23 protein-coding genes are annotated in these 22,542 nt (G+C 61.0%); 9 read left to right on the forward strand and 14 right to left on the reverse strand.

Going from position 1 to position 22,542, the window contains the following annotated elements; all coding sequences use genetic code 11:
- Positions 1-76 precede the first annotated feature (76 nt).
- Positions 77-769: a GntR family transcriptional regulator gene (locus ROG8370_RS11100; RefSeq protein ID WP_085827153.1), complete on the forward strand. Its 693-nt coding sequence runs from the start codon at positions 77-79 to the stop codon at positions 767-769.
- Here the strand turns inward: ROG8370_RS11100 and ROG8370_RS21415 are convergent.
- From ROG8370_RS21415 to ROG8370_RS11135, 7 genes are all read right to left on the reverse strand, one after another.
- Positions 766-1,359 carry an aminotransferase class I/II-fold pyridoxal phosphate-dependent enzyme gene (locus ROG8370_RS21415; protein WP_139838115.1) on the reverse strand — a complete coding sequence of 198 codons (594 nt, stop codon included), beginning with the start codon at positions 1,357-1,359 and terminating at the stop codon, positions 766-768. The genes ROG8370_RS11100 and ROG8370_RS21415 overlap by 4 nt on opposite strands.
- Entirely contained in the window at positions 1,245-2,045 is an 801-nt protein-coding gene (locus ROG8370_RS21265; protein ID WP_170925224.1) for a Hint domain-containing protein, read from the reverse strand. Before ROG8370_RS21265 ends, ROG8370_RS21415 begins: the two co-directional genes overlap by 115 nt.
- The gene (locus tag ROG8370_RS11115) at positions 2,042-2,641 is read right to left on the reverse strand and encodes a calcium-binding protein (RefSeq protein ID WP_085827155.1); all 600 of its coding nucleotides are present in this window, start codon (positions 2,639-2,641) and stop codon (positions 2,042-2,044) included. The genes ROG8370_RS21265 and ROG8370_RS11115 overlap by 4 nt, the downstream gene beginning before the upstream one ends.
- 136 nt (positions 2,642-2,777) lie before the next feature.
- Positions 2,778-3,845 carry a heme-dependent oxidative N-demethylase family protein gene (locus ROG8370_RS11120; RefSeq protein WP_085827156.1) on the reverse strand — a complete coding sequence of 356 codons (1,068 nt, stop codon included), beginning with the start codon at positions 3,843-3,845 and terminating at the stop codon, positions 2,778-2,780.
- A gap of 11 nt (positions 3,846-3,856) precedes the next feature.
- Complete coding sequence (locus ROG8370_RS11125; RefSeq protein WP_085827157.1) at positions 3,857-4,822, reverse strand: PDR/VanB family oxidoreductase; 966 nt, start codon at positions 4,820-4,822, stop codon at positions 3,857-3,859.
- A complete protein-coding gene (locus ROG8370_RS11130; RefSeq protein ID WP_085827158.1) occupies positions 4,819-5,427 on the reverse strand; it encodes a dimethylamine monooxygenase subunit DmmA family protein in 609 nt (202 codons plus the stop codon). The genes ROG8370_RS11125 and ROG8370_RS11130 overlap by 4 nt, the downstream gene beginning before the upstream one ends.
- 72 nt (positions 5,428-5,499) lie before the next feature.
- Entirely contained in the window at positions 5,500-6,636 is a 1,137-nt protein-coding gene (locus tag ROG8370_RS11135; RefSeq protein ID WP_085827159.1) for an aminomethyl transferase family protein, read from the reverse strand.
- Positions 6,637-6,914: 278 nt separating this feature from the next.
- Between ROG8370_RS11135 and ROG8370_RS11140 the strand changes: the two genes are divergently transcribed.
- From ROG8370_RS11140 to ROG8370_RS11150, 3 genes are all read left to right on the forward strand, one after another.
- Positions 6,915-8,273, forward strand: coding sequence for an ammonium transporter (locus tag ROG8370_RS11140; RefSeq protein ID WP_085827160.1), 1,359 nt, complete (start codon positions 6,915-6,917; stop codon positions 8,271-8,273).
- Positions 8,274-8,284: 11 nt separating this feature from the next.
- Entirely contained in the window at positions 8,285-8,500 is a 216-nt protein-coding gene (locus ROG8370_RS11145) for a hypothetical protein (RefSeq protein ID WP_085827161.1), read from the forward strand.
- Positions 8,501-8,613: 113 nt separating this feature from the next.
- A complete protein-coding gene (locus ROG8370_RS11150) occupies positions 8,614-9,453 on the forward strand; it encodes an EamA family transporter (RefSeq protein WP_170925225.1) in 840 nt (279 codons plus the stop codon).
- 28 nt (positions 9,454-9,481) lie between these two features.
- Here ROG8370_RS11150 and ROG8370_RS11155 read toward each other — a convergent pair whose 3' ends face one another.
- Positions 9,482-10,627 (reverse strand): alpha-D-ribose 1-methylphosphonate 5-triphosphate diphosphatase, encoded by a 1,146-nt coding sequence (locus ROG8370_RS11155; protein WP_085827163.1) that lies wholly within the window; start codon positions 10,625-10,627, stop codon positions 9,482-9,484.
- A gap of 333 nt (positions 10,628-10,960) precedes the next feature.
- Here ROG8370_RS11155 and ROG8370_RS11165 point away from each other — a divergent pair, with 333 nt between their 5' ends.
- The 3 genes from ROG8370_RS11165 to ROG8370_RS21270 all read left to right on the forward strand — a co-directional run bounded on the left by ROG8370_RS11165 (position 10,961) and on the right by ROG8370_RS21270 (position 13,228).
- Positions 10,961-11,248, forward strand: a complete 288-nt coding sequence (locus ROG8370_RS11165) for a co-chaperone GroES (RefSeq protein ID WP_085827165.1) — start codon at positions 10,961-10,963, stop codon at positions 11,246-11,248.
- A gap of 46 nt (positions 11,249-11,294) precedes the next feature.
- Positions 11,295-12,929: a chaperonin GroEL gene (groL, locus tag ROG8370_RS11170; protein ID WP_085827166.1), complete on the forward strand. Its 1,635-nt coding sequence runs from the start codon at positions 11,295-11,297 to the stop codon at positions 12,927-12,929.
- Between the two features lie 164 nt (positions 12,930-13,093).
- Entirely contained in the window at positions 13,094-13,228 is a 135-nt protein-coding gene (locus ROG8370_RS21270) for a hypothetical protein (protein ID WP_281252700.1), read from the forward strand.
- Between the two features lie 75 nt (positions 13,229-13,303).
- Here the strand turns inward: ROG8370_RS21270 and ROG8370_RS11175 are convergent, their stop codons facing one another.
- The 6 genes from ROG8370_RS11175 to ROG8370_RS11200 all read right to left on the reverse strand — a co-directional run bounded on the left by ROG8370_RS11175 (position 13,304) and on the right by ROG8370_RS11200 (position 19,442).
- Positions 13,304-14,836, reverse strand: a complete 1,533-nt coding sequence (locus tag ROG8370_RS11175; protein WP_085827167.1) for a 4-hydroxyphenylacetate 3-hydroxylase family protein — start codon at positions 14,834-14,836, stop codon at positions 13,304-13,306.
- An 87-nt stretch (positions 14,837-14,923) separates the two neighbouring features.
- Positions 14,924-15,613: an ABC transporter ATP-binding protein gene (locus tag ROG8370_RS11180; protein ID WP_085827168.1), complete on the reverse strand. Its 690-nt coding sequence runs from the start codon at positions 15,611-15,613 to the stop codon at positions 14,924-14,926.
- Positions 15,610-16,365 (reverse strand): ABC transporter ATP-binding protein, encoded by a 756-nt coding sequence (locus tag ROG8370_RS11185; protein WP_085827169.1) that lies wholly within the window; start codon positions 16,363-16,365, stop codon positions 15,610-15,612. The genes ROG8370_RS11180 and ROG8370_RS11185 overlap by 4 nt, the downstream gene beginning before the upstream one ends.
- A complete protein-coding gene (locus ROG8370_RS11190; RefSeq protein WP_085827170.1) occupies positions 16,358-17,341 on the reverse strand; it encodes a branched-chain amino acid ABC transporter permease in 984 nt (327 codons plus the stop codon). Before ROG8370_RS11190 ends, ROG8370_RS11185 begins: the two co-directional genes overlap by 8 nt.
- 1 nt (position 17,342) lies before the next feature.
- Positions 17,343-18,260, reverse strand: coding sequence for a branched-chain amino acid ABC transporter permease (locus ROG8370_RS11195; RefSeq protein ID WP_085827171.1), 918 nt, complete (start codon positions 18,258-18,260; stop codon positions 17,343-17,345).
- A 48-nt stretch (positions 18,261-18,308) separates the two neighbouring features.
- Positions 18,309-19,442: an ABC transporter substrate-binding protein gene (locus tag ROG8370_RS11200; protein WP_085827192.1), complete on the reverse strand. Its 1,134-nt coding sequence runs from the start codon at positions 19,440-19,442 to the stop codon at positions 18,309-18,311.
- Positions 19,443-19,720: 278 nt separating this feature from the next.
- On the opposite strand from ROG8370_RS11200, the gene ROG8370_RS11205 reads away from it, so the two are divergent.
- Together ROG8370_RS11205 and ROG8370_RS11210 are read left to right on the forward strand one after the other, a co-directional pair.
- On the forward strand, positions 19,721-21,757 hold the full coding sequence (locus tag ROG8370_RS11205; protein WP_085827193.1) for an NADH:flavin oxidoreductase: 2,037 nt from the start codon (positions 19,721-19,723) through the stop codon (positions 21,755-21,757).
- Between the two features lie 2 nt (positions 21,758-21,759).
- Positions 21,760-22,491, forward strand: a complete 732-nt coding sequence (locus tag ROG8370_RS11210) for an NAD(P)-binding domain-containing protein (RefSeq protein ID WP_085827172.1) — start codon at positions 21,760-21,762, stop codon at positions 22,489-22,491.
- Positions 22,492-22,542 lie beyond the last annotated feature (51 nt).

Below are 22,542 nucleotides of genomic sequence, written 5' to 3' on the forward strand. Positions count from 1 at the left end.
CGGTGTTGATTGAAAACAGCGCTCGAATACTCTATTCAGGCCCTTCCATAGGCCCCACCACAATAAGGAATGCGCCTTGCCCTTGATCGACAAACATCTGGCACCGGGGCCCGACGGCGAAACCATCGTGGAAAGCATTCAGCGGCTCATTCTGGAGCGGATTTGCTTTCTGGATTATCAGCCCGGCGATCAACTCAAGGAAGCCGTGATTGCCCAGGAATTCGGTGTAAGCCGCACGCCGGTGCGCGATGCCATCAGCCGAATTAGCCACCTTGGCCTGGTGGAAACCCGCAATGGCGTCGGCACGGTGGTCGTTGCCCTCTCTGACGCCGAAATCCGGCAGGTCTATGAAATGCGCCTTGAACTGGCGATGCTGATCGGAACCCTCTCGCCCAAAGAGGTCAGTCAGGATCACACCGCCCTGGCGCAGGCCCTGCTGCAAGAGGTTCAGGAGTGGGGCATGAATGTCGACCCGCGCACCTATGTCATGCTGAATGATCGCCTGAACAAGCTGATCGCCGATCTGATCGGCAATGTCGTGCTGCGCTCGTTCTGGCTTCAGACCTATTATCAGGCCGCAAGCACCTGGCACCGGGTCAGCACCATCGTCGGCGCCGAGGTCGCCAAATCGCTGTTGGACGAGCTATCTGACCTTTGCAACGCGCTTGAAGCGGGCGATATGGCCGCCGTGGGCTATGTTCAGCGGGTTCATATCGGATATGGCTTTCAGCGGATAAAGACGCATCTGCTTGCCGATCCGCGCGGCTAGCGCGATTTCGCAAGATCGCGCAGCACCGTGACAAGCGCCTCTGATGCCCGGCCCAATGTCGCCTCGTCAAAGGCTGCATAGCCCAGCAAGAGCGCATCTGGCGGATCGGGCAAAACCGCATGCGACGACAGCGCCCGCACGCAAAGCCCCTGCTCGGTTGCGCGGGCTGATATCTCTGCGTCCGAAACACCGATACCGCCCCGCAGATCGCAACACAGATGCATCCCCGAGGGGTCACTCTGGACGTCAAGGACATCGGTCGCCCCCGCAAGCGCGCGCACAAGGCTTGCCTGCCGCTTGGCATAGGTGCGGCGCATCCGGCGCAGGTGGGTGGCGAAATCACCGCTTTGCATGAACTCGGCCAAGGCGGGCTGTGGCACCAGCGAGGCCCGCGTTCCGCACGCCAGAACATGCGCCCTGATCGGCGCGATATGGGCCTCGGGCAGAACAAGATAGCCGATGCGCAGCGCCGGGTTCAGAAGCTTGGAAAAACACCGTTGTCGCGGGTCACCGCCGCGTCCCCCGGACGCAGTAGCTCTACCGCGACCTCGCCCCCCGGCGTCAGGATCATCGTGCCGGCGGTGAAACAGACGACGGCGGTGTTCTCGGCCGTAAAGCTTGAATTATCGGCGCTCGCGCCGCTAAAGGTCAGCGATCCGGTGCCAAAATTGTCGTTATCGGCGTAATCGACCGTGCGCCCCTTGGTATCGGTGGCATTCGACTGGTTGAGGATGCCATCATCGGCCTGATCCGCGTAAAGCTCTGACAGGTTGTCATAAAACCCGCTCAGGTCGATGAAATCGTTGTTGGCGCCGTCGGCATCGTCAAGCGTGCCGGTGTTGCCGGTGTTAAAGTCGGTGATCGTGTCGTTGCCATCACCAGGGGCATAGATGAACACGTCATTACCATCGCCACCGGTCAAGAGATCGTCGTCAAGACCGCCTTCAAGGGTGTCATTGCCATAGCCGCCAAGGAGGCTGTCGTTGCCGCCACCACCCACAAGGCTATCATCGCCATACATGCCAAACAGGGTGTCGTCTCCATCCCCGCCGGTGATCGTATCGCTTAGGCCCTCGCCACCATAGACCACGGTCTGGTTTGGCGCGCCTTTTATGACCTCAAGGTAATACCCTTGCTCGTCGCGCAAGAACCAGTTGTGGCCCTCAAAGGTCGGCTGCACATAGGTGTCCCCGGCATTGATCGTGGCATAATAAATCAGTGTGCCGCCGCCATCGACCCACCAAAGCTCGATCGGGCCGTCGGCGCCATTGGTCACGGTAAGATTGGTGCTCGCCCCCCCCCGCCCGAGGCATATTCAACGGGGTCGTACCACTGACCATCCCCCAGGATCAAATCCTGGCCCGCGCCGCCATCGACAAAGTCATCGCCCTGCCCCGACACCACAGTATCATTGCCGTCATTGCCGAAAACCGTATCCGCCCCCGAGCCGGACGCCAGCGTGTCATTCCCGCCGGTTCCCGCAACTGCGGAAAAATAGTTGATCACGGTCGCGCCGCCAAGCGTCGCGTTGGGCGCACCGAATGCCCCGTTATAATTGGCGCCGACAATGGTGAAAAACGATCCAAAGTGCGCGATCTGGATGGCGCCGGTATCCTCGTCAACGTCGACGCGGTAATCCGACGGAAGGCCCGAGACATCAAGCGTATGACCGGCCGTGGTCAGGTTGATCGAACTCCAGAAGGCCGGGTCGTTCCAATTGGATGTGGTGACGGTATAGGTGGTCATGGCCCGACCACCCTGGCCAGCGCTCGCCGCCTGTCTCTGATCCGTCCCACCAAACCGGGTTTGACCATTCGACCACTCGCAAAGCTCTGGGTCGGCCCGCGACACGCGCATGTGTCGCCGGGCCATATCCCTCATCTCTGCGAGTGGATTAAGCTAAAAAGCTGAATTTTTGATGCAAACTATCGCGAGAACTCTAGACGTATTGAACCGATAGCGGCACCGGGGCGCGCCTTCAAAGGAAGGTGATCCCGCCCCTGACCTCTTAGGCCTGCAAGGGCGGTTCGCTGTCTTTATCGGGCCAGATGCCGGGCGAGGTCGCCAAGCCGTCATCGAATTTCGACAGGTAATCGACGATCAGCGGGCGGTTGTCGATAAAGCCTTTGTAGGTCGCAAGCTCTTCCGGCAAATCGCGGATCACCCGGTGTAGGCGACGCCCCCATTTCGGCACGCTCACGACATCCTCAAGCGCGATCAGGTAACAGCGGATCGGAAACACCAGAGCGTTCGAGCGCGGCAGCCGGAAAAAGGTCTGCAACTCGACCCGCAAATGTTGCTTTTGACCAACGTTTTCAGGGGTCAGCGTGGTCTTTTGCACGCCCCATTTGTGATAGTTTTCCGGGCTGGTATCAAGCAGCGGATTGACCGTCATCGTCCAGTTGAGCCGCCGCGCCGGGCTGCCCTGCTGAACGTTCAAAAGAAACTTGAGCGCGCGCACGAAAATACCCATTTCATGGGCTTTCGGCACCGGCGCGTGCCATTCGAAAAAGTTCATGCCGATGTCGAAATCAAGCGACCAGTCGGCCTGGGTGGTGACCATGCCGGCATCCATCCAGAGGTTGTCGTCGCGCTGATCGAGCACCGCGAAATCGCCCTGGGTCTGGCGGGTGATATATTCCATCGGCCCATAAGGCAGCGTGGTTTCATCCATGAAGGTGAACCGCTGGTCGATCCCCATCGGCTTGTTGATCCAGTGCCAGTGGTTGCCGTCGCGATGCAGTTCAAACAGGTCGGGGTAATCTTCGGATTTGCTGACCATGATCAGTTCGAGCAGATCCCAGCCCGCCAGCGTCATATGCGGCAGCGACTGACAGCGCAGCGGATCTTCGGCCAGAACCTGCGCGCGGTCCTTCATCTCGGACACGTAATGCTCGTCCACATCAAAGCGTTTCTCGTAAACGCTGCCCTCGGGGCCGCCCTGATGCTGCTCCATGTTGACCGAATACATATAGTTGTCTTCGTGAAACGGGAACGGAAAGCGGTCGATCGCCCATTGCGAATTCTTGAAGGTGTAATCACCGCGAAAGGTTTCATCGTTGAACTGAATTGTCATGATCGGTCTCCTTAGCGGTCCAGAACGAGGGTCTTGCCCTCAAAACGGCTGACGCAGGGCATGATTTTCTTGCCGCTGGCCTTGTCTTCATCTTCAAGCCAGTGATCGTGATGGATGAATTTCCCGTCATAGCCGATGACATCGGTTTCGCATTGCCCACAGGCCCCGCCGCGGCAGAGATAGGGCGCGTCGACACCCGCCGCCTCCATCGCCTCAAGCAGGCTTTGATGCTCGCCCACGGTGATCACCTTGTTGGACACCGCAAGCTTGACCTCGAACGGCTTGCCCGATTGCGGCGCAAGGAATTCCTCGTAATGCACCGCCTCGCGGGGCCAGCCAAGCGCGCTTGCCTTGTCGCGCACCCAATTGATCATGCCCTTGGGACCGCAGACATAGATATGCGTGCCAAGCGGCTGGCCATCCAGCAGGGTCTCAAGGTCGATCGCCTGTTTCTGATCGTCAAAATAGACATGCACCCGGCCGGGATGCGCGGTGGTCAATTCGTCGGCATAAGACCCAAGCGCCGGACTGCGACAGGAATAATGAAGCTCGAAATTGCCGTTCATCGCCGCAAGCTGTTTGATCTGCGCGAGGAACGGCGTGATGCCGATGCCTCCGGCAATCATCAGGTGCTTTTTCGCCCGTAGGTCCAGGGCAAACAGGTTGACCGGATAGCTGATCATCATCTGATCGCCCGGCTTGACCTTGGTGTGCATGAACAATGACCCGCCCCGGCCCTCGTCGTCGCGCCGCACCGAGATCGTATAGGCGCTCTGATCCATCGGGTCGGACATCAGCGAATAGGGGTTGAGACGGGTGACATCGCCGTCCTGCATTTCCACCACCACATGCGCGCCGCCCGAAAAGGTCGGCAGGGGCGCCCCATCGGTGGGCACAAAGCGAAAGCGCGTGACCAATTCGTTGACCTTGACCACGTCACTGACCGTGACGGCGATTTTCCGGGTTCCGGCACTCATGAGTAAAGCTCCACCGATGCGGGCACATTGCCGGGGTCTTCGGCGTCGATGCAGACCCCCTGAAAGGCCGCGAGACGACGTGAATAGTGATCGCGCACGAAAAGGTTCAAGCCGCAATGGCTGCATTGAAAGGGATCAAGCATGACGTCTTCGGTGATGCCCTTGCAATGCACGCATTGCACCCGGCGCGCCACCGATCCGTGGTGCTCGGTCTGGATCGCACTGTGGGGAATGCCCGCCGTGGTCGCCTCAAGCATGGCCTGCCCCATCAGGCCTTCGGTGCCCGCAAGATAAACCTGAAGACCCATATGCGCATCAAGCAGCGTGCGGCGCAGCCGGGGCACGGCGGCCTCGTAGCTTGGTCCGACATAAAGCTGTTTTGGCTTCAACGCCTTGAGTTGGCTGGTATATTTATCGCCCGTATCGCCGGGAATATAAAGGATGTTCGACTTTGCCATAAGGGTTGCGTCCTCGGCGGCAAGCCGCAGGATCGCCTCGGCCCCCTCGGCGTCTGCGATCATCATATGAGACTTGCCCGCGCGCGGCTCAAGCCTCCCGTATACCGGCCTGCTCAGGATTGAAGGCGGAAAATCGAACGTGCTCATCTGGCGTCGGGTCCCTCTTTTCTCGGTTGCAATTGCGCGTGGCCGACACGACGGCCACGCGCGGTCTTGATCTTAGCCTTTGGCGGTACGGCGCTTCTTGTCCGGGTCATGGAACGGCATCGAATGCGCGACGCATTTGATCTCGCCGCTGTCATTCTTCACGCTCATCGGCGTGCCATCGACCGCGCAGTCAACAGGCATGCGCGCAATGCCGACATTCCAGTCATTCAGCGGTGAATACATCCCGATGGTCACAACACCCACCTGCTTGCCGTCTTTCATCAAGGGCGCGCCCTCTGCGGCGGGCTCTTTGCCCTCAAGCTTGACGCCGTAAATCTTGAAGCGCTCCTTGCCCTTCAGGCGGTAATGCTCTTCGGCGCCCCGGAACCCAGTTTTGCCCGGCGAGACCGTGAAATCAAGGCCCAGCTCCCAGAGGGTATCACCGCCCTTTTCATTCTCGAAGGGGTACATCTCGGAGTTGTCATAGGGGAAGAACAACAGATAGCTTTCGGCCCGCAACAGATCGAGCGTGGTAAAGCGCGTCGGGATGATCCCCTTGGGCGCACCCTTTTCAACAAGCTGGTCCCAGATATGCGGCGCGTCCTGCCCGCGACAGAAAATCTCATAGCCGCGCTCGCCGGTATAGCCTGTGCGCGAAATCGTGACCGGCTTGTCAAACAGCATGGTGTGCTGGTGGCTGAAATAGACCTGATCGCGGATGCCCGGAACGCCCTGTTCCTCAAGGAAATCGACCGCCTTGGGGCCCTGAAGCGAAATATCGTGCAGGTTGTCGTCAAAGCGCACATCCACATCGCGCCCCATCGCCGCCATCGTCAGCTGTTCATGACCGCCGCCAGTGCCATGCACAACCATCCAGGAATTCGGCCCCATGCGGTAGATCACGCAATCGTCGATGAACTTGCCCTCGTCGTTCAGCATCGTCGCATAGGACGAGCGCCCCGGCTTGATCTTTTCGACGTTGCGGGTGGTGGCGCGGTCAATCACGTGGCTGGCGTGCGGGCCGACAAGATGCACCTTGTGAAGCCCCGACACATCCATGAAGCCCGCGTTGGTGCGGATCGCCATGTATTCCTCGGTCTGATCCTTGTCATAACTCCAGGCGGTGCCCATACCGCCCCAGTCTTCAAGGTTGGACCCCATGGCGCGATGGCGGTCAGCCAGTGTTGAAAATCTCCAAGATGCCGTCATTTTAATCTCCCGTTTGGATGGCACTCTACCCTGTTGGCAGCCATGTCCAGTCTTGTTCACCCCGGTTCCGCATCACGCCACAGGGGCAGTTCACCCCGGCAATGATACCCGGAAATTCGCCGCAGCCTGCAACTCTCTTCATGGGGCCCGGCCCCACGATTTTTCCGACTGCGCTAAGAACAGTTGACAGCGAGGCCTCAGAAAAAGCAATACTCAATGAATAATTTTTTACTAAGAAGCAAAGACCGCCCCGAAGGGCGCAACAGGGAGACAGACCAGTGGACGGCAATCTAAACGCACTTACGACGATATTCACCGAGTTTTATTACTGGGTGACCGTCGTTTTCATGTTCCTCATTCACGTCGGCTTTTGCATGTATGAAGTCGGCGCAAGCCGACGGCGTAACCATATGCATACGTTGATGAAAAACGTCATGATCATTCCCTTGGTCACGATCACGTTCTTCTTCTTCGGCTGGTGGATTTACTGGGCCTTCCCCAGCTTTCCGTTCTTTGGCGGGCTGAATCACGAGATGGCCAATGCCAACCTGCCCTGGGCCGAAACAATGGGGACGAATCTTTCGGATCACATTACCGGCGTCTTTTGGGCAGCGTTCCTGCTTTTCTCATGGACAGCGGCCTCGATCGTGTCCGGCGCGGTTATCGAGCGCATCCGCTCAAGCGCGCTGTGGATTCACGCGGTGCTTATCGGGTCGGTCTTCTGGATCATCGACGCGGCATGGGGCTGGCACTATGCCGGCTGGATGGTCAAATACCTTGGCTATCACGACGCCTATGCTTCGGGCGTTATCCACGCCATCGCGGGCGGTTATGCCCTTGGGGTGATCATGGTGCTTGGCCCGCGCATCGGCAAATTCGCCAGCGATGGCACGCCGCGCGACATTCCTCCGCACAATCCCTGGCTTCTGACCATCGGGATTTTCCTGATCTATACCGGTTTCTGGGGCTTTTACGCGGCCTGTAACGTGCCGATCATCGCACCCGAAGTCATCGGCGGCGAAATCGTCGGAACCACCTGGACGGCGACCAATATCTATCTCGCCCCGACCACCCTTTCGGCGATTACCTTCAACTTCCTGATGTCGCTTTCGGGTGGCTTGATGGCGGCCTATGTGGTGTCCAAGGGCGATGCCTTCTGGACCTTCTCGGGCGGCCTTGCCGGGATCATCACCGCCTCTGCGGGCAATGATCTTTACCACCCCATTCAGGCCATGCTTGTCGGTGCGGTCGGTGTCGTGATCGTCTACAAACTGCACTACTGGGTCGAGCGCCGCTTCAAGCTTGATGACGCTGTTGGCGCAGTTGCGGTTCATGGCTACTCGGGCGTTGTCGGTCTGATCATCGCGGGCTTCCTGCTCTGGGGGCAACCGTCGTCACCCTTTGAAGGCTATGCCACCATCAGCCCCCTTGGCCAAACGGCCGGCGCGGTTATCATGTTCTTCGTTCTTGGCTTTCTGCCCGGCTGGGCCGTGTCCAAGGTGCAATCCGCGATGGGCGTTCTGCGCATCCCGGAAGAGGTCGAGCTTCAGGGTCTCGATTACGCCGAACACCATGCCTACGAGGATGCCAAAGCTGACATCATCGCCGCAGACAAAGCCTATCTGGCGCAGAAATAAGGAGAACGACCATGTCTACGAATGGATTGGAAAGCTGGGCCGTCGATCTGGCCGAAGTTGGTGCCGTCTATCCCTTTCAGGGCTGGGAAGTGGCAATGACCATCCTCGGTGTGATCTTCTGGATCGGCTGGCACCGGATACAGTACGTGCGTGAGAACGAGCATCTGGAGAAGGCCAAGCATATTGGTGACCGCGAGAAGGTCGCGGCCTCTCTCGAACGCTACTAAGCACGCATCACAAGACTTGGGGCGGCGGTCATTCGCCGCCCCTTTTGCGTCAGGGGCCTGGGTTTGATCGGGCCGACATGGCGATCAGGGCAAGACGGCAAGGGAGTTTTGGGATGTCACTTCTGTTGGGATTATGCGCCGCGATGTCCTGGGCGGTGCACGACATCCTCGTCCGCAGGGTCAGCCAGAACATCAACCTGTTGTCGATGCTCTTCCTGGTGCTTTTCTTCGGCACACTCGCCCTTGGCCCGGTCGCGGCCCCAAGCGAGGGCTGGCAGGTCATGACCTGGCGCGCCGGTCTTTTGTCGGGGCTTGCGGGCCTGGCCTTTGCCGCGGCCAGTTTCGGCCTTTATATCGCCCTTTCCATCGGCCCGGTCCGCCTTGTGGCGCCGATCATCGGAAGCTATCCGCTTCTGTCGGTCGGCTGGGCGGTGATCAACGGCTCTGCGATAAGCGCCCTGCAGTGGGGCGCGGTCATGGTTGTCGTCGGCGGCGTGGCGCTGGTGGTTTCGGGCCACGATCCAGTCGAGGACAGAACCGGCCGCAGGCGCGCCATCCAGTTCTCGCTCTTCGCCGCCGCAGGGTTCGCCCTGACCTTTGCCCTGTCTCAGGCCGCAACCCGGATCGGGGCGGAGTTGCCGGTGATGTTCCTGACCCGGCTTGCGGCGCTTGTCGCCATCGGCGCCTTGCTGATCCTGCGCGGGCAATCCTGGCGGCTTGCGCAGATGGCGTGGCGGCCTCTGGCGGTGCTTGGTCTTCTGGACACCACCGCTCTTGGCCTCGTGATATCTGCGGGCGCGTTGCCGCACCCGGAATTCGCGGCGGTCTCGGCCTCGCTGTTTGGCATGTTCACCGTCATCCTGGCGCGCGTCATCCTGAAAGAACCGATGAGCGCCCGGCAATGGGGCGCCGTCGCCGCCATATTCTGTGGCATCGGGGTCTTGGGGCTCTGACGCCCCGCCCGGTCCCCCGGCCCGCCCGTTAGGACACCCGGCGCCCTTCGCACCATGTTTCCTGCAAGACCGGGGTGCTCTCAAGCACGCAAAAGCGGATCAGATCGGCCCGCGCCCCCGCGCAGATCACGCCACGATCGCCAAGCCCCACCCGACGCGCCGGGCTATGGGTCACCGTCGCCATGCCGCGCGCCATGTCGCCCCAAAGATCGCCAAGCTGCACCGCCGCCATAAGCAGACCGGCGGGCACATAATCCGACGACAGGATATCAAGCCGGTCCCGTTTCGCCAGATCAAGCGCCGCGACATTGCCCGAATGCGACCCGCCCCGGATCAGGTTGGGCGCGCCCATGATCGTGCCGATGCCGTGGACATGACAGGCCTCTGCCGCCGCAAGCGTCGTGGGAAATTCCGCCAGGGTCACACCATGGCCGTGACTTGTCGCGACCTGCTCTGCCGTGGTGTCATCATGGCTGGCGAGGGTCGCGCCATAGCGCGCGGCGGCCGCGGCGGTCGCGGCCTCGTGGGGGGCCGAATACCTGTCCTGAAGCCCGCGCAGAAATGCCACGTAATCGTCAAGCCCGGCCGGATCCACGCCGTGTTTACCACAGACGTAATCCTTGTATTTCTGCATATCGCTGAATTGGCGCTGACCGGGGGTATGATCCATCATCGACACGATGCCAACGCGATCCGCCGGGCCGAATTCATCCAGCTCCTCGATCAGGGTCTCGGAACAGATTTCGGCCCTGAGGTGAAGATGATGACTTATCCGAAGCGTGCCCGCCGCGCGCATCGACAGGATTTCATCCGCCATCCGACGCGCGTATTTGCCATAATGCCTACCGCCCAACGACTGGATCGATCCGACGCGGATGGCGTCAAACACCGTCGTGATCCCGGTGCCGGCCAACTCGCGGTCATGGGCGACGATCGCGGCACGATGCGGCCAGTCGACCTTGGGGCGCGGTGCCAGATGTCGCTCAAGGTTGTCGGTGTGCAGCTCGACCAGACCGGGGGCCAGAAAATCGCCCTGCATGTCCCGCGCGCCGCCTGGCACCGCGCCGCCGCTGGCGATATCGCGGATCACCCCGCCCCTGATGCAAAGCGACCCAAGGATCACCTCGTCTTTCAGGACAAGGCGGGCATTGGCGAGGATGGTTTCATCGGTCATCTGTCTGTGTCCCAGTGTTGCAGGTCATCGCCATTGGATAAGGATGGGCAAGACTGGCCCAACGCAGTCATCAAGCGCGCCATTCTTGTCAACCGCATGGGCACTGATCCCCTGCGGCAGGCCAAAACTCGCCCGCTCAAGCCTGCGGGTGATCTCAGCACCGACTGCGAGCCTGCGCCGCGATCCGCGCCGCCGGAAAATTATCTTTTGCCGGGGCCATTGTAGTCGCCTCGCGCCATAGCCACCTTTGTAAGATTGGCACTCTGACAGCAAGAGTGCCAAACGCCTCTCGACATCCCTATTCCCCTGGAAAGCCCAAAAAGGAGCATTTCCATGCTATTTACCCCGCTACACGACCGGGTTCTAGTGCGCCGTATTGAAGGCGACGAAAAGACCGCTGGTGGCTTGTTCATCCCCGAAACCGCCAAGGAAAAGCCCCAGACCGGCAAGGTGGTCTCGGTCGGCACCGGCGCGCGCGCCGAGGATGGCAGCCTCATCGCCATGAGCGTCAAACCCGATGATACCATTTTGTTTGGCAAATGGTCCGGCACCGAAATCAAGCTTAACGGCGAAGACCTCCTGATCATGCAGGAAAGCGACGTCATGGGCATTCTGGCCTGATCCTCGCACGGACTTCCCCGCTTATTTTCCATCAGGAGCACCCCACATGTCTGCGAAAGACGTAAAATTCGGCACCGACGCCCGCGACCGCATGCTGCGCGGCATCAACACGCTGGCCAATGCCGTCAAGATCACCCTCGGCCCCAAAGGGCGCAATGTGGTGATCGACAAATCCTATGGCGCGCCGCGCATCACCAAGGACGGCGTCACCGTCGCCAAGGAAATCGAGCTTTCCGACCCGTTCGAGAACATGGGCGCCCAGATGGTCCGCCAGGTCGCCTCGCGCACCAATGATCAGGCCGGCGATGGCACCACCACCGCCACCGTGCTGGCGCAATCCATTGTCATCGAAGGCATGAAAGCGGTTGCCGCCGGCATGAACCCGATGGACCTCAAGCGCGGGATCGACAAGGCCGTCACCGCCGTCATCACCGAGATCAAGGCAATGTCGCGCCCGGTCAACGGCACCGCCGAGATCGCAAAGGTCGGCGCCATTTCCGCCAATGGCGAGGCCGCAATCGGCCAGCAGATTGCCGATGCGATGGAAAAGGTCGGCAATGAGGGCGTGATCACCGTCGAGGAACACAAGGGCCTTGAGACCGAGACCGAAGTGGTCGAGGGCATGCAGTTCGATCGCGGCTATCTCAGCCCCTATTTCATCACCAATATCGAAAAGATGACCGTCGAGTTGGAGGATTGCGTCGTGCTGTTGCATGACAAGAAGCTGTCCTCGCTGCAACCGATGGTGCCGCTGCTGGAAGCGGTGATTCAATCGGGCAAACAGCTTTTAATCATCGCCGAGGATATCGACGGCGAAGCGCTTGCGACACTGGTCGTCAACAAGCTTCGCGGTGGTCTCAAGGTGGCGGCGGTCAAGGCCCCCGGTTTCGGCGATCGTCGCAAGGCCATGCTAGAGGACCTTGCGGTTCTGACCGGCGGTCAGGTGATCTCGGCAGAGCTTGGCATCAAGCTTGAGAATGTCACGATGGACATGCTTGGCAGCGCCAAGAAGATCGCCATCACCAAGGATCACACCACCATCATCGACGGCGACGGCGACAAGACCGCCATTGCCGGGCGCGTGACCCAGATCCGCGGCCAGATCGAAGATACCACCTCGGACTACGACAAGGAAAAGCTTCAGGAACGTCTGGCGAAACTGTCGGGCGGCATTGCGGTCATCCGGGTCGGGGGCGCCACCGAGACCGAGGTCAAGGAACGCAAGGACCGGGTCGATGACGCCCTCAATGCCACCCGCGCCGCCGTCGAAGAGGGCGTCGTGCCCGGTGGCGGCAGCGCGCTGGTGCATGCCGGCAAGGTTCTGGCCACCCTCAAGGGCGACAACGCCGATCAGGATGCCGGGATCAAGATCATCCGCCGCGCGGTTCAGGCCCCGCTGCGCCAGATTTCCCAGAATGCCGGGGTTGACGGCTCGGTCGTGGCCGGGCGCGTGAGCGAGAGCAACGACCCCGCCTTTGGCTTTGATGCGCAGACCGAAACCTATGGCGACATGCTCAAGGCCGGGATCATCGACCCCACCAAGGTCGTGCGGATCGCGCTTGAAGATGCGGCGTCGGTTGCGGGTCTGTTGATCACCACCGAGGCCATGGTCGCCGACCGCCCCGAGACATCCGGCGGCGGCGGTGATGGCGGCATGCAGGGCATGGGCGGCATGATGTAACGCGCGCCTGAAACGGCTTTAGAGCATGTTGCTCAAAAGTGGGAACCGGTTTTGAGCTCCTCGAACATGCAGAATCAATAGGTTAGAGCGTCTCGCGTGAATGCGAATGAACGCGACGGGCTTTAACGACACCACACAAGACCTTGATCCTGAAAGGAAATACAATGTCAAAAGGTGATAAGCAACGCGGCAGTAAAGAAGCCAAGAAACCCAAGAAGGTCAAAGAAAAGGTCCTTGCGACCGCCGACTTTTCCAAGGGCAAGGCAATCACAAGCCTTGGCGAGAAAAAGAAGAAATAGCAGCGGCTTAGCCGACGCTCTTTATCTTGAAGATCATGGCCGGGGCATCACTGCCCCGGTCAGAGTGCATCCGGCCTATTCGGCGGCCTTGCCGGGCAAAAGCGGCTCGGGCACCTCACAGCCCTTGGCGCAACAGCGGCCGGGCTGTTTCGAGACCTTCTGCCCCATGTCATAGACGCCGCGATCAATCAGCTGCGATACCAGATCGACGTTGTCATCGACCGGATAATTGCGCCAGATTTCGCGCTTCATCGCCTCGGGCGAGCCACCGCCATGCAGCGAGATCAACGAATACCACCCCGCCTGATGCGACACGGTCAGGTCCTCGAGAAAGCGCGAGATTTCCATGCGCCGCTCCATCGGCACATCGCCACGACCGCCAAGCACCGCCTCAAGCGAAGCGCGGGTTTCGGGGTTGTGATCCTCGTCCGGCCCCGGCAACGCCACGATCAGACCGCCCGACACATAATGCGCCGCCTTGTGCATGTCGTAGATCTTGGTCGCCAGCAACAGCTTGCCCACATTGGAAAAAACCGGGTCGGGCATGACCGAGCCCGCCGGATCATCCCTGCAATAGACCGAGGCCGCAACGCCGCAGGCATAAAAGCTTTCGGTGATGGTGATCAGGTCAACCATCGCGTCGCGGATATGGCCGTGGCGGTCGGGATCAAGCCCGTTGGCCTTGATCATCATCGCCCCCGCCCCAATCAGAAGATCGCCAAACCCGGCGCGCGCGCCAATACAGGAATGGCGGTGATGGGTGGCGTAAGAGGTGGTCATAAAGCCGGCCTCTTCAACCTCACCGGCCTGAAACACCCGCTCGTGCGGCACGAAGACATCGTCAAAGATCACCACGCCCGTGGCCTGCCCGTAGGTGGCGGAAAACTTGGCCGCCGCCTCGTTCGGGCGCCCGGCGGGCTTCGAGACGATGGTGATCCCCTCGGCGTCAATCGGCACCGCGCAACAGACCGCAAAATCGGCATCCTCAGGCAGATGCGTGCGGCACGGCATCACCAGAAATTCATGCATGTAAGGCGCGCCGGTGACAATCGCCTTGGTGCCCCGGATCACGATTCCGTCGGGGCGCCGCTCTTTGATATGCACGTAAACATCGCGGTTTTCCTGTTGTCCGGGCCGCAGGGATCGGTCGCCCTTGGCATCGGTCATCGCGACCCCAAGCGTCAGGTCGCGATCCTGCACCTCGTGCAGATAGGCCATGAAGCGCTGGTGATAATCGGTGCCGTGATTGGCATCCGTCAGGGCCGTCGACTGGAATATCCCGTTCAGGGCATCATGGCTGAGATAGCGCTGTGCGCAGCCCGACACCTTGCACACCGTGCGCACCGCCTCAAGCTTGGTCAACAGGTCCTGCGAGGTCTCGTTGATATGCAGCATCCGGTTCACAACCTTGCCGGAACTGCCCTGCGTGGCGGTCAAAAGCCGCTCTGTCGCGGGCTGATGCGCGAAATCATAGGTCACGCCGACGCCGTTGATACCGGGGCGCAACAGCGGCTCGTCGGCGACGCTTTCCACCCGTTTGCCATTGATGAACACCCGCGGATCATAGGCGCGCAGGCTTTCGCGGTACTCCTCGGCAGTCATCAGCATCTGGGGTCTCCTCGGGCTTGGGGTTGACCAAATCAAACACTGTTAGGTTTTTCCGGTCAAGGAAATTCAAACAGTGTTCAAATTTCTTCAAACCCCAAGATAGCGATCCCTGATCTCGGGTGTGAGCCCGTCAAACGCGCCGCTCCAGACCGAGCAGCCCTTTTCAAGGATCACCGCACGATCCGCCACGCCCGCCAGTTCGCGCAGGGATTTATCCACCACGATCAATGACAGCCCGGTTTCGGATTTGAGCCGCGCAATCGCCGCCCAGATTTCCTGGCGCACGACGGGGGCAAGCCCCTCTGTCGCCTCGTCCAGCACCAGAACCCGCGGGTTGGTCATCAGCGCACGCCCGATCGCAAGCATCTGTTGCTCGCCACCCGACAGCGAGGCGGCGTTTTGCTCGGCCCGCTCGCCAAGGCGGGGAAAGAACCGCTGTACCCCCGCGAGATCCCACGCACCGGGGCGCGCCGCCGCAATCAGGTTTTCGCGCACCGTCAGGTTGGCAAAACAGCGCCGCCCCTCGGGCACAAGCCCAAGCCCCGCGCGCGCCGCGCGGTGGCTTGGCAGCGGCCCAAGATCGCGCCCGTCAAACATCACCGTGCCGCTCTGGTGGAGGAGCAGGCGAAAGATCACCTTGATCGTCGTCGTCTTGCCCATCCCGTTGCGCCCCATCAGCGCAAGAACCTCGCCTTCTTCAAGGTCAAGGCTGACGCCGAAAAGCGCCTGCGCGGGGCCGTAAAAGGCGGTGACATCTGAGAGCTGCAACAGGCTCATGTCAGGGCCTCATCGCCAAGATAGGCCGCGCGCACCTCTGGGTTTTGCCGGATCATGTCGGGCGTGCCGGTGGCGATGATGCGCCCATAGACCAGCACGCTGATCCGGTCGGCAAGCGCGAAGACCGCATCCATGTCATGCTCGACCAGAAGGATCGGGGCGCGGTGGCGCAGGCCATCCAGAAACGGCGTCAGGCGGGCCGTGCCCTCGCCGCCAAGCCCGGCCATTGGTTCGTCCATCAAAAACGCCTTGGGCGATTGCGTGAGAGCGACCGCGACCTCAAGCTGGCGGCGCTGCCCATGCGAGAGATCCGCCACGCGCGTGCCTGCGGCCTCGGCAAGGCCAACCTCGGCAAGGGCCGCATGGGCCACGTCCAACAGGGCGGCGTCGCGCATCACGTCGCGGAAAAACCGCATGACCCGCCTGCGTTTTCCAAGCGCACCAAGCACCGCGTTTTGCAGCACGCTCATCTCCATCGCCAGCGAAGATATCTGAAAGGTGCGACCAAGCCCGGCGCGCGCGCGCGCCACGGTATCAAGCGCGGTCACGTCGCGCCCATCAAACCAGATGCTGCCGCTGTCGGGATTAAGATTGCCCGCTATCTGCTTGATCAGAGTCGACTTTCCCGCCCCGTTCGGGCCAATCAGCGCGTGAATTTCGCCCCTCATCAGCGTGAGAGATACATCCTCGGAGGCCGTGATCGCACCAAAGGATTTGCTGATGCCGCGAATGTCCAAAAGCGGGCTAGTCATGGCGCACCTCGCGTCCCGCAATAAGCCCGATAATGCCACCACGCGCAAACAGCACCACCACCAAAAGCACCGCGCCAAGGTAGATGTGCCAGAATTCACTTAGCCCGCCAAGGACATGTTCCAAAAGGATAAACACCGCCGCACCGACAACAGGTCCAAACAGCCGCGCCACCCCGCCAAGGATGACGAACACCATGATCTCGCCGCTGGTCTGCCAGCTGAACATGGTCGGGCTGACAAAGCGGTTGAGATCGGCGAAAAGTGCGCCGGCAAGCCCGGTGATCACCCCCGAAAGGGCAAAGGCCACAAGCCGCAACCGATAGGGCGCGATGCCCACCGCCATCACCCGTTCTGCGTTCTGGCGCGCCGCGCCAAGGGCCAGCCCGAAGGCAGAACGCGACAGGCGCGAGAACAGCCAGAGCGCCAGCCCGAGGATCACGTAGCAGATCGCGAAAAACTGGATCGGGTCGAGCGTGTTGAGCCCCGGAAACCCGTTGCGCACATAAATCGAAAGCCCGTCCTCACCGCCATAGGCGGGCCAGCTTATGGCGAAATAATAAAACATCTGGCCAAAGGCGAGGGTGATCATGATGAAATAAACGCCCGATGTGCGCAGGCTCAGCGCGCCGATACCAAGCGCTGCAAGACCGCTGGCCGCCATCGCCACCAGCCAGATCACCGGCATGGATTTAGTGCCCTCAATCAGCACCGGCCACTCGATCAGGGGGCTGTAACTCTGGGCGTGGCTGGCGAGAATACCCATCGCATAGCCGCCGATCCCAAAGAAAACCGCATGCCCAAGGCTGACCAGCCCGCCAAGCCCGAGCGCAAGGTTAAGGCCGACACCGGCGAGCGCCAGAATGGCCACACGCGTCGCCAGCGTGATGGTAAACGGCTCATCCATCGCCTTGGCCCAGAGCACGGCCGCCAACAGGCCGAGAAAGACCGCAGCATTCAAAAGGGGTTCGCGGCGCATCTCAGGCCTTTCCAAACAGGCCGCTGGGGCGCATCACAAGCACCCCGGCCATCAGGATGTAAATCGACATCGACGCCAGCGAAGAGCCGACCGAGCTGGCGGCCTGCGGTGCCATGAACTGTGCGAAAACCGCAGGCAAAAGCACCCGCCCAAGCGTATCGGTCAGCCCGACAAGGATCGCCCCCACAAGCGCGCCCTTGATCGAGCCGATTCCGCCGATCACGATGACCACAAAGGCCAGGATCAGCACCGGCTCGCCCATGCCGACCTGCACCGATTGAATGGCCCCGATAAGCGCGCCCGCAAGCCCGGCAAGCGCCGCGCCAAGCGCGAAAACGATGGTGTAGAGCGCCGAGATATTGACGCCAAGCGCCGCGATCATCTCGCGGTCGGCCTCTCCGGCGCGGATCTGAATACCGATGCGGGTGCGCGCAATCAGCGCAAACAACCCCGCCGCCACCAGCAAGCCAACCCCGATGATCGCAAGGCGATAGAGCGGATACTCGATCCCCCCCGGAAGGGTCACCGGCCCCGACAGATAAGGCGGAATTTCCAAAAACAGCGGGAACGAGCCGAAAAGCCAGCGTGTGCCCTCGGAAAAGATCAGGATAAGGGCAAAGGTCGCCAGAACCTGATCCAGATGATCGCGATCATAAAGCCGTCGGATCACCGTCAGCTCGATCAAGGCGCCCGCCGCCGCCGCCGCCGCAAGGCTGGCGATCAGCGCCAGAACAAACGATCCGCTCATGCCAGCGACCCAGGCCGCGGCAAAGGCCCCGATCATGTAAAGCGAGCCATGCGCAAGATTGATAAGCCCCATGACGCCAAAGATTAGCGTCAGCCCGGCCGCCATCAAAAACAGCATGACACCGAACTGAACCCCGTTCAGCATCTGTTCGATAAATAGGATCAGGGACATGCGCGCGCGCTCATCGGCCGGGCTCGATCAAAGGCCCGACCAGTGGTCTTACATCTTGCACTCTGGCGCATAGGCGTCGGCATGATGTTCAAGGGCGGTGCCGACGATCTTGTTGGTATAGACGTCGCCTTCCTTGATCACTTCGCGCACATAGATGTTCTGGATCGGGTGGTGGTTGTTGCCAAAGGCAAAATCCCCGCGGGTGCTGTTGAAATCGGCCGCTTCAAGCGCGGCGCGGAAGGCATCCTGATCCGCAACATCGGCGCTCTCGACCGCACTGATCAAGAGGTTGCCGGTGTCAAATCCCTGGCTCGCGTAAAGCGAGGGCAGACGGCCGTATTTCTCCTGAAAGCTTGCCACGAAGGCGGCGTTGGTCGGATTGTCGATATCCTTGTTCCACTGGCTTGTGTTTTTCACGCCCAGGGCCGCATCGCCAACCGCCTGCAAGATCCCCTGATCAAAGCTGAAGGCGGGGCCGATAAGCGGCTTCTTCACACCGGAATCGGCATATTGCTTGAGAAAGGAAATCCCCATGCCGCCGGGCAGAAAGAAGAACACATGATCGGCGACGCTATCGCGGATCTGGGCAATCTCGGCGGCGTAATCTGTCTGCCCAAGCTGGGTATAGACTTCGCCGGCAATGTTGCCATCAAAGTAGCGCTTGAACCCGGTCAGCGCGTCCTGCCCCGCCGGATAATTCGGCGCCATGATAAAGGCGTTCAGGAAGGTCTCATCGGTGGCATAGGCCCCCGCCGCCTCGTGCAGGTTGTCGTTCTGCCAGGCGACGTTGAAATAATTCTTGTTACAGCCCTTGCCCGCAAGCGCCGAGGGCCCGGCGTTGGGCGAGAGGTAAAACTTGCCCTGCGCCACGGCACCGGGCACCACGGCCATCGCCAGATTGGACCAGATGATGCCGGTCATCACGTCAACCTTGTCGGACTGGATCATCTTGTCGGCCAGTTGCACGGCGATATCGGGCTTGCGCTGATCATCCTCGATGATCACCTCGATATCCGAACGCCCCGATTGTTCGATCGCCAGCATAAAGCCGTCACGCACGTCAATGCCAAGGCCCGCACCACCGCCCGAAAGCGTGGTGATCATGCCAACCTTGACCTCTGCCTGAGCGGCACATGCCGCCATGGTCAGCGCGCCCGCCATGGCAAGTGTTTTCAATTTCATATCATCGTCTCCCTTGATCATGGGCCGGTTTCCCCTGCCCTGCTTTTATCCTGTCCCCCCAAGGGCTCGGCTCTGGCCAAACCGGACAGCTTTCCTTGCATCCCACAGCTTTGCCCAAAGGTCCAGATGCCAGCGTCGATCTTGCCAGCCCTTTGTCAAACCGCCGCTACGGATTTTATTTTACTTTCGCGCCATCTTCTTGTTGGCTTCACCCATGCCCCGGCGCCCCCTGATGCCCGGAAGATCACCTGGACCGGATGAATGGAAAGGCCCGCGTCATGTCAAAAGATCCGCTGCTCCAGCCCTATGCTCTCAAGCATCTGACGTTGAAAAACCGGATCATGACCACAAGCCATGAACCCGCCTATCCCGAGGATGGCCTGCCGAAGGATCGCTATCGCGCCTATCACGTCGAGCGCGCGCGCGGTGGTGTGGCCCTTACCATGACCGCCGGGTCGGCCGTGGTCAGCCGCGACAGCCCGCCGGCCTTCAACAATATCCTGGCGTACCGCGACGAGGTGGTGCCATGGATGAAAAAGCTGACCGATGACTGCCACGATCATGGCTGTGCGGTGATGATCCAGCTTACCCATCTTAGCTGGCGCACCGGCTGGAACCGGGGGGATTGGCTGCCGTCGGTGGCGCCCTCTGCCCTGCGCGAACCGGCGCATCGCGCCTTTCCCAAGGTGATGGAGGATTGGGACATTGCCCGCATCATCACCGATTACGCCGATGCCGCCGAGCGGATGCAGGCCGCCGGCCTCGACGGTATCGAGCTTGAGGCCTATGGCCACCTGATGGATGCCTTCTGGTCACCGCGCCAGAACACGCTTGCGGGGAAATACAACGGCGATCTGGCTGCGCGGATGACCTTCAGCCTTGATGTGCTGCGCGCCATTCGCGCGCGCACCGGCCCCGATTTCATCGTTGGCCTGCGTTATACGGCCGATGATCTGGCCACCAATGGCATCACAACCAGCGACGGCGTCGAGATCGGCAAACGCCTGCGCGACAGCGGCATGGTCGATTTCCTCAACGTGATCCGTGGCCGGGTCGATACCGACGCCACCCTCACCGATGTGATCCCGGTGCAGGGTATGGCCTCGGCCCCGCATCTTGATTTCGCCGGTCGCATTCGCGCCGAAGTGGGCCTGCCGACCTTTCACGCCGCGCGCATTCCCGATGTGGCCACGGCGCGCCATGCGGTGGCCAGCGGCCAGTTGGACATGGTCGGCATGACCCGCGCCCATATGACCGATCCGCATATCGTGGCCAAGATCATGGCCGGGCGCGAAGACGATATCCGCCCCTGCGTCGGCGCCACCTATTGCCTTGACCGGATCTATCAGGGCGGCGAGGCGCTCTGCATTCACAACGCCGCAACCGGGCGCGAGTTGTCGATGCCGCATGTGATCGCCGCCGCCGCAACGCCGCGCCGGGTGGCGGTGGTCGGGGCCGGGCCCGGCGGGCTTGAGGCCGCGCGCGTCGCCGCAGAGCGCGGTCATCAGGTCACCGTCCTTGAGGCCGCCGATCAGCCGGGCGGTCAGATCCGCCTCACGGCACAGACCAAGCGCCGCTCCGAGATGATCGGCATCATCGACTGGCGGATGGCGCAATGCGCCGCGCGTGACGTCATGTTTCGCTTTAATACCTACGCCGAAGCCGCTGATATCACGGCGCTTTCCCCTGATCTTGCGATCATCGCCACCGGCGGAATGCCGCAACAGGATATCTTGCAGGGCGGCAATGACCTGAGCGTCACCGCCTGGGATATCCTGTCGGGCGATGCCAAGCCGGGGCGCGAGGTTTTGCTGTTTGACGACGCCGGTGATCATGTCGCGATGCAGGCCTCCGAGGTGCTGGCCGATGCCGGTGCCCGCCTTGAAATCATGACCCCCGACCGAAGCTTTGCCCCAGAGGTCATGGGCATGAACCTTGTGCCCTACATGCGCAGCCTTCAGGACAAGGACGTGACCATGACCGTCGTGCGCCGCCTCTTGTCGATCAGCCGCGCGGGCAATCGCCTTTTGGCGACCATCGGCACGGATTATTCCGATCACAGCTATACCCGCGAGGTCGATCAGATCGTGGTCAACCATGGCACCCTGCCGCTCGACGAGCTTTACTTTGGCCTCAAGCCGCTTTCCAGCAACCTTGGCGAGGTTGACCAAAGCGCGCTGATCAAGGGCAGCCCTCAGGCGATCCGGACCAACCCCGACGGCAAGTTTCAACTGTTTCGCATTGGTGACGCGGTCAGTGCGCGCAACACCCATGCGGCGATCTATGACGCGCTGCGCCTGATGAAGGATCTCTAGCGATGCGACTTGGGTTTATCGGCACCGGCACGATTGCCTCGGCCACTGTGCGCGGCCTCATTGGGGGCGAGCATCAGATCACCGTTTCCGAGCGCGGCGCGGCGCATGCCTCCCGCCTTGCCGCCGAGTTCGAAAACGTCAATATCGCCGACAATCAGGGCGTGATTAACCAAAGCGACACGATTTTCATTGGCCTGATGGCCGAGACCGCGCCCGACATCCTGTCGCGGCTAACCTTTCGCGCCGATCAACGGGTGATTTCCTTCATGGCGGGCTTGCCGCTTGACGCCCTTGCGCCGCTTGTGGCCCCGGCCCACGGCGCGGCGATCATGCTGCCCTTTCCGGGGATTGCACAGGGCGGCACGCCGATTATCGCGATGGGGGACACCGGGTTTGTCGCCGCGCTGTTCTCGCCTGAAAATCAGGTTTTCGCCCTGTGCGACGCCGCCGAGCTTGACGCCTATCTTTGTGCGCAGGCGGTCTTGTCGCCCGCCACCCGGATGGTCGAGCAAGCCGCCGAATGGCTGGCCGCGCGGGTCTCTGATCCCGCTCAGGGCGAGGCCTTCTTGCGCATGCTCATCGGCACCAACCTTGTCAGCAGCCCCTGCGGCGACCTGCTTGAGGCGCTCAACACGCCCGGCGGATATAACCAACGCCTGCGCCAGCATATGGACGCGGCCGGCATGGGCGACGATCTTGTCGCCGGCCTCGACCGGCTGGAAAGCGGCGACTAACCGCGCGCGCCCAAGAACCTTGTCAGCTTGGCCTTTGCTCACTAGGCTTTG

The sequence above is a fragment of the Roseovarius gaetbuli genome, from assembly GCF_900172365.1.
Lineage (GTDB): Bacteria > Pseudomonadota > Alphaproteobacteria > Rhodobacterales > Rhodobacteraceae > Roseovarius > Roseovarius gaetbuli.

Excerpts from the sequence above, each read along its gene's own strand:
- ROG8370_RS11115 (WP_085827155.1), bottom strand. The coding sequence starts at position 2,641 with ATGGCCCGGCGACACATGCGCGTGTCGCGGGCCGACCCAGAGCTTTGC.
- ROG8370_RS11165 (WP_085827165.1), top strand. The coding sequence starts at position 10,961 with ATGCTATTTACCCCGCTACACGACCGGGTTCTAGTGCGCCGTATTGAA.
- ROG8370_RS11120 (WP_085827156.1), bottom strand. The coding sequence starts at position 3,845 with ATGACAATTCAGTTCAACGATGAAACCTTTCGCGGTGATTACACCTTC.
- ROG8370_RS11125 (WP_085827157.1), bottom strand. The coding sequence starts at position 4,822 with ATGAGTGCCGGAACCCGGAAAATCGCCGTCACGGTCAGTGACGTGGTC.
- ROG8370_RS11185 (WP_085827169.1), bottom strand. The coding sequence starts at position 16,365 with ATGACTAGCCCGCTTTTGGACATTCGCGGCATCAGCAAATCCTTTGGT.
- ROG8370_RS21270 (WP_281252700.1), top strand. The coding sequence starts at position 13,094 with ATGTCAAAAGGTGATAAGCAACGCGGCAGTAAAGAAGCCAAGAAACCC.
- ROG8370_RS11200 (WP_085827192.1), bottom strand. The coding sequence starts at position 19,442 with ATGAAATTGAAAACACTTGCCATGGCGGGCGCGCTGACCATGGCGGCA.
- ROG8370_RS11135 (WP_085827159.1), bottom strand. The coding sequence starts at position 6,636 with ATGACGGCATCTTGGAGATTTTCAACACTGGCTGACCGCCATCGCGCC.
- ROG8370_RS11205 (WP_085827193.1), top strand. The coding sequence starts at position 19,721 with ATGTCAAAAGATCCGCTGCTCCAGCCCTATGCTCTCAAGCATCTGACG.
- ROG8370_RS11150 (WP_170925225.1), top strand. The coding sequence starts at position 8,614 with ATGTCACTTCTGTTGGGATTATGCGCCGCGATGTCCTGGGCGGTGCAC.
- ROG8370_RS11190 (WP_085827170.1), bottom strand. The coding sequence starts at position 17,341 with ATGCGCCGCGAACCCCTTTTGAATGCTGCGGTCTTTCTCGGCCTGTTG.
- groL (WP_085827166.1), top strand. The coding sequence starts at position 11,295 with ATGTCTGCGAAAGACGTAAAATTCGGCACCGACGCCCGCGACCGCATG.
- ROG8370_RS11180 (WP_085827168.1), bottom strand. The coding sequence starts at position 15,613 with ATGAGCCTGTTGCAGCTCTCAGATGTCACCGCCTTTTACGGCCCCGCG.
- ROG8370_RS11145 (WP_085827161.1), top strand. The coding sequence starts at position 8,285 with ATGTCTACGAATGGATTGGAAAGCTGGGCCGTCGATCTGGCCGAAGTT.
- ROG8370_RS11175 (WP_085827167.1), bottom strand. The coding sequence starts at position 14,836 with ATGCTGATGACTGCCGAGGAGTACCGCGAAAGCCTGCGCGCCTATGAT.
- ROG8370_RS11210 (WP_085827172.1), top strand. The coding sequence starts at position 21,760 with ATGCGACTTGGGTTTATCGGCACCGGCACGATTGCCTCGGCCACTGTG.
- ROG8370_RS11155 (WP_085827163.1), bottom strand. The coding sequence starts at position 10,627 with ATGACCGATGAAACCATCCTCGCCAATGCCCGCCTTGTCCTGAAAGAC.
- ROG8370_RS11130 (WP_085827158.1), bottom strand. The coding sequence starts at position 5,427 with ATGAGCACGTTCGATTTTCCGCCTTCAATCCTGAGCAGGCCGGTATAC.
- ROG8370_RS11195 (WP_085827171.1), bottom strand. The coding sequence starts at position 18,260 with ATGTCCCTGATCCTATTTATCGAACAGATGCTGAACGGGGTTCAGTTC.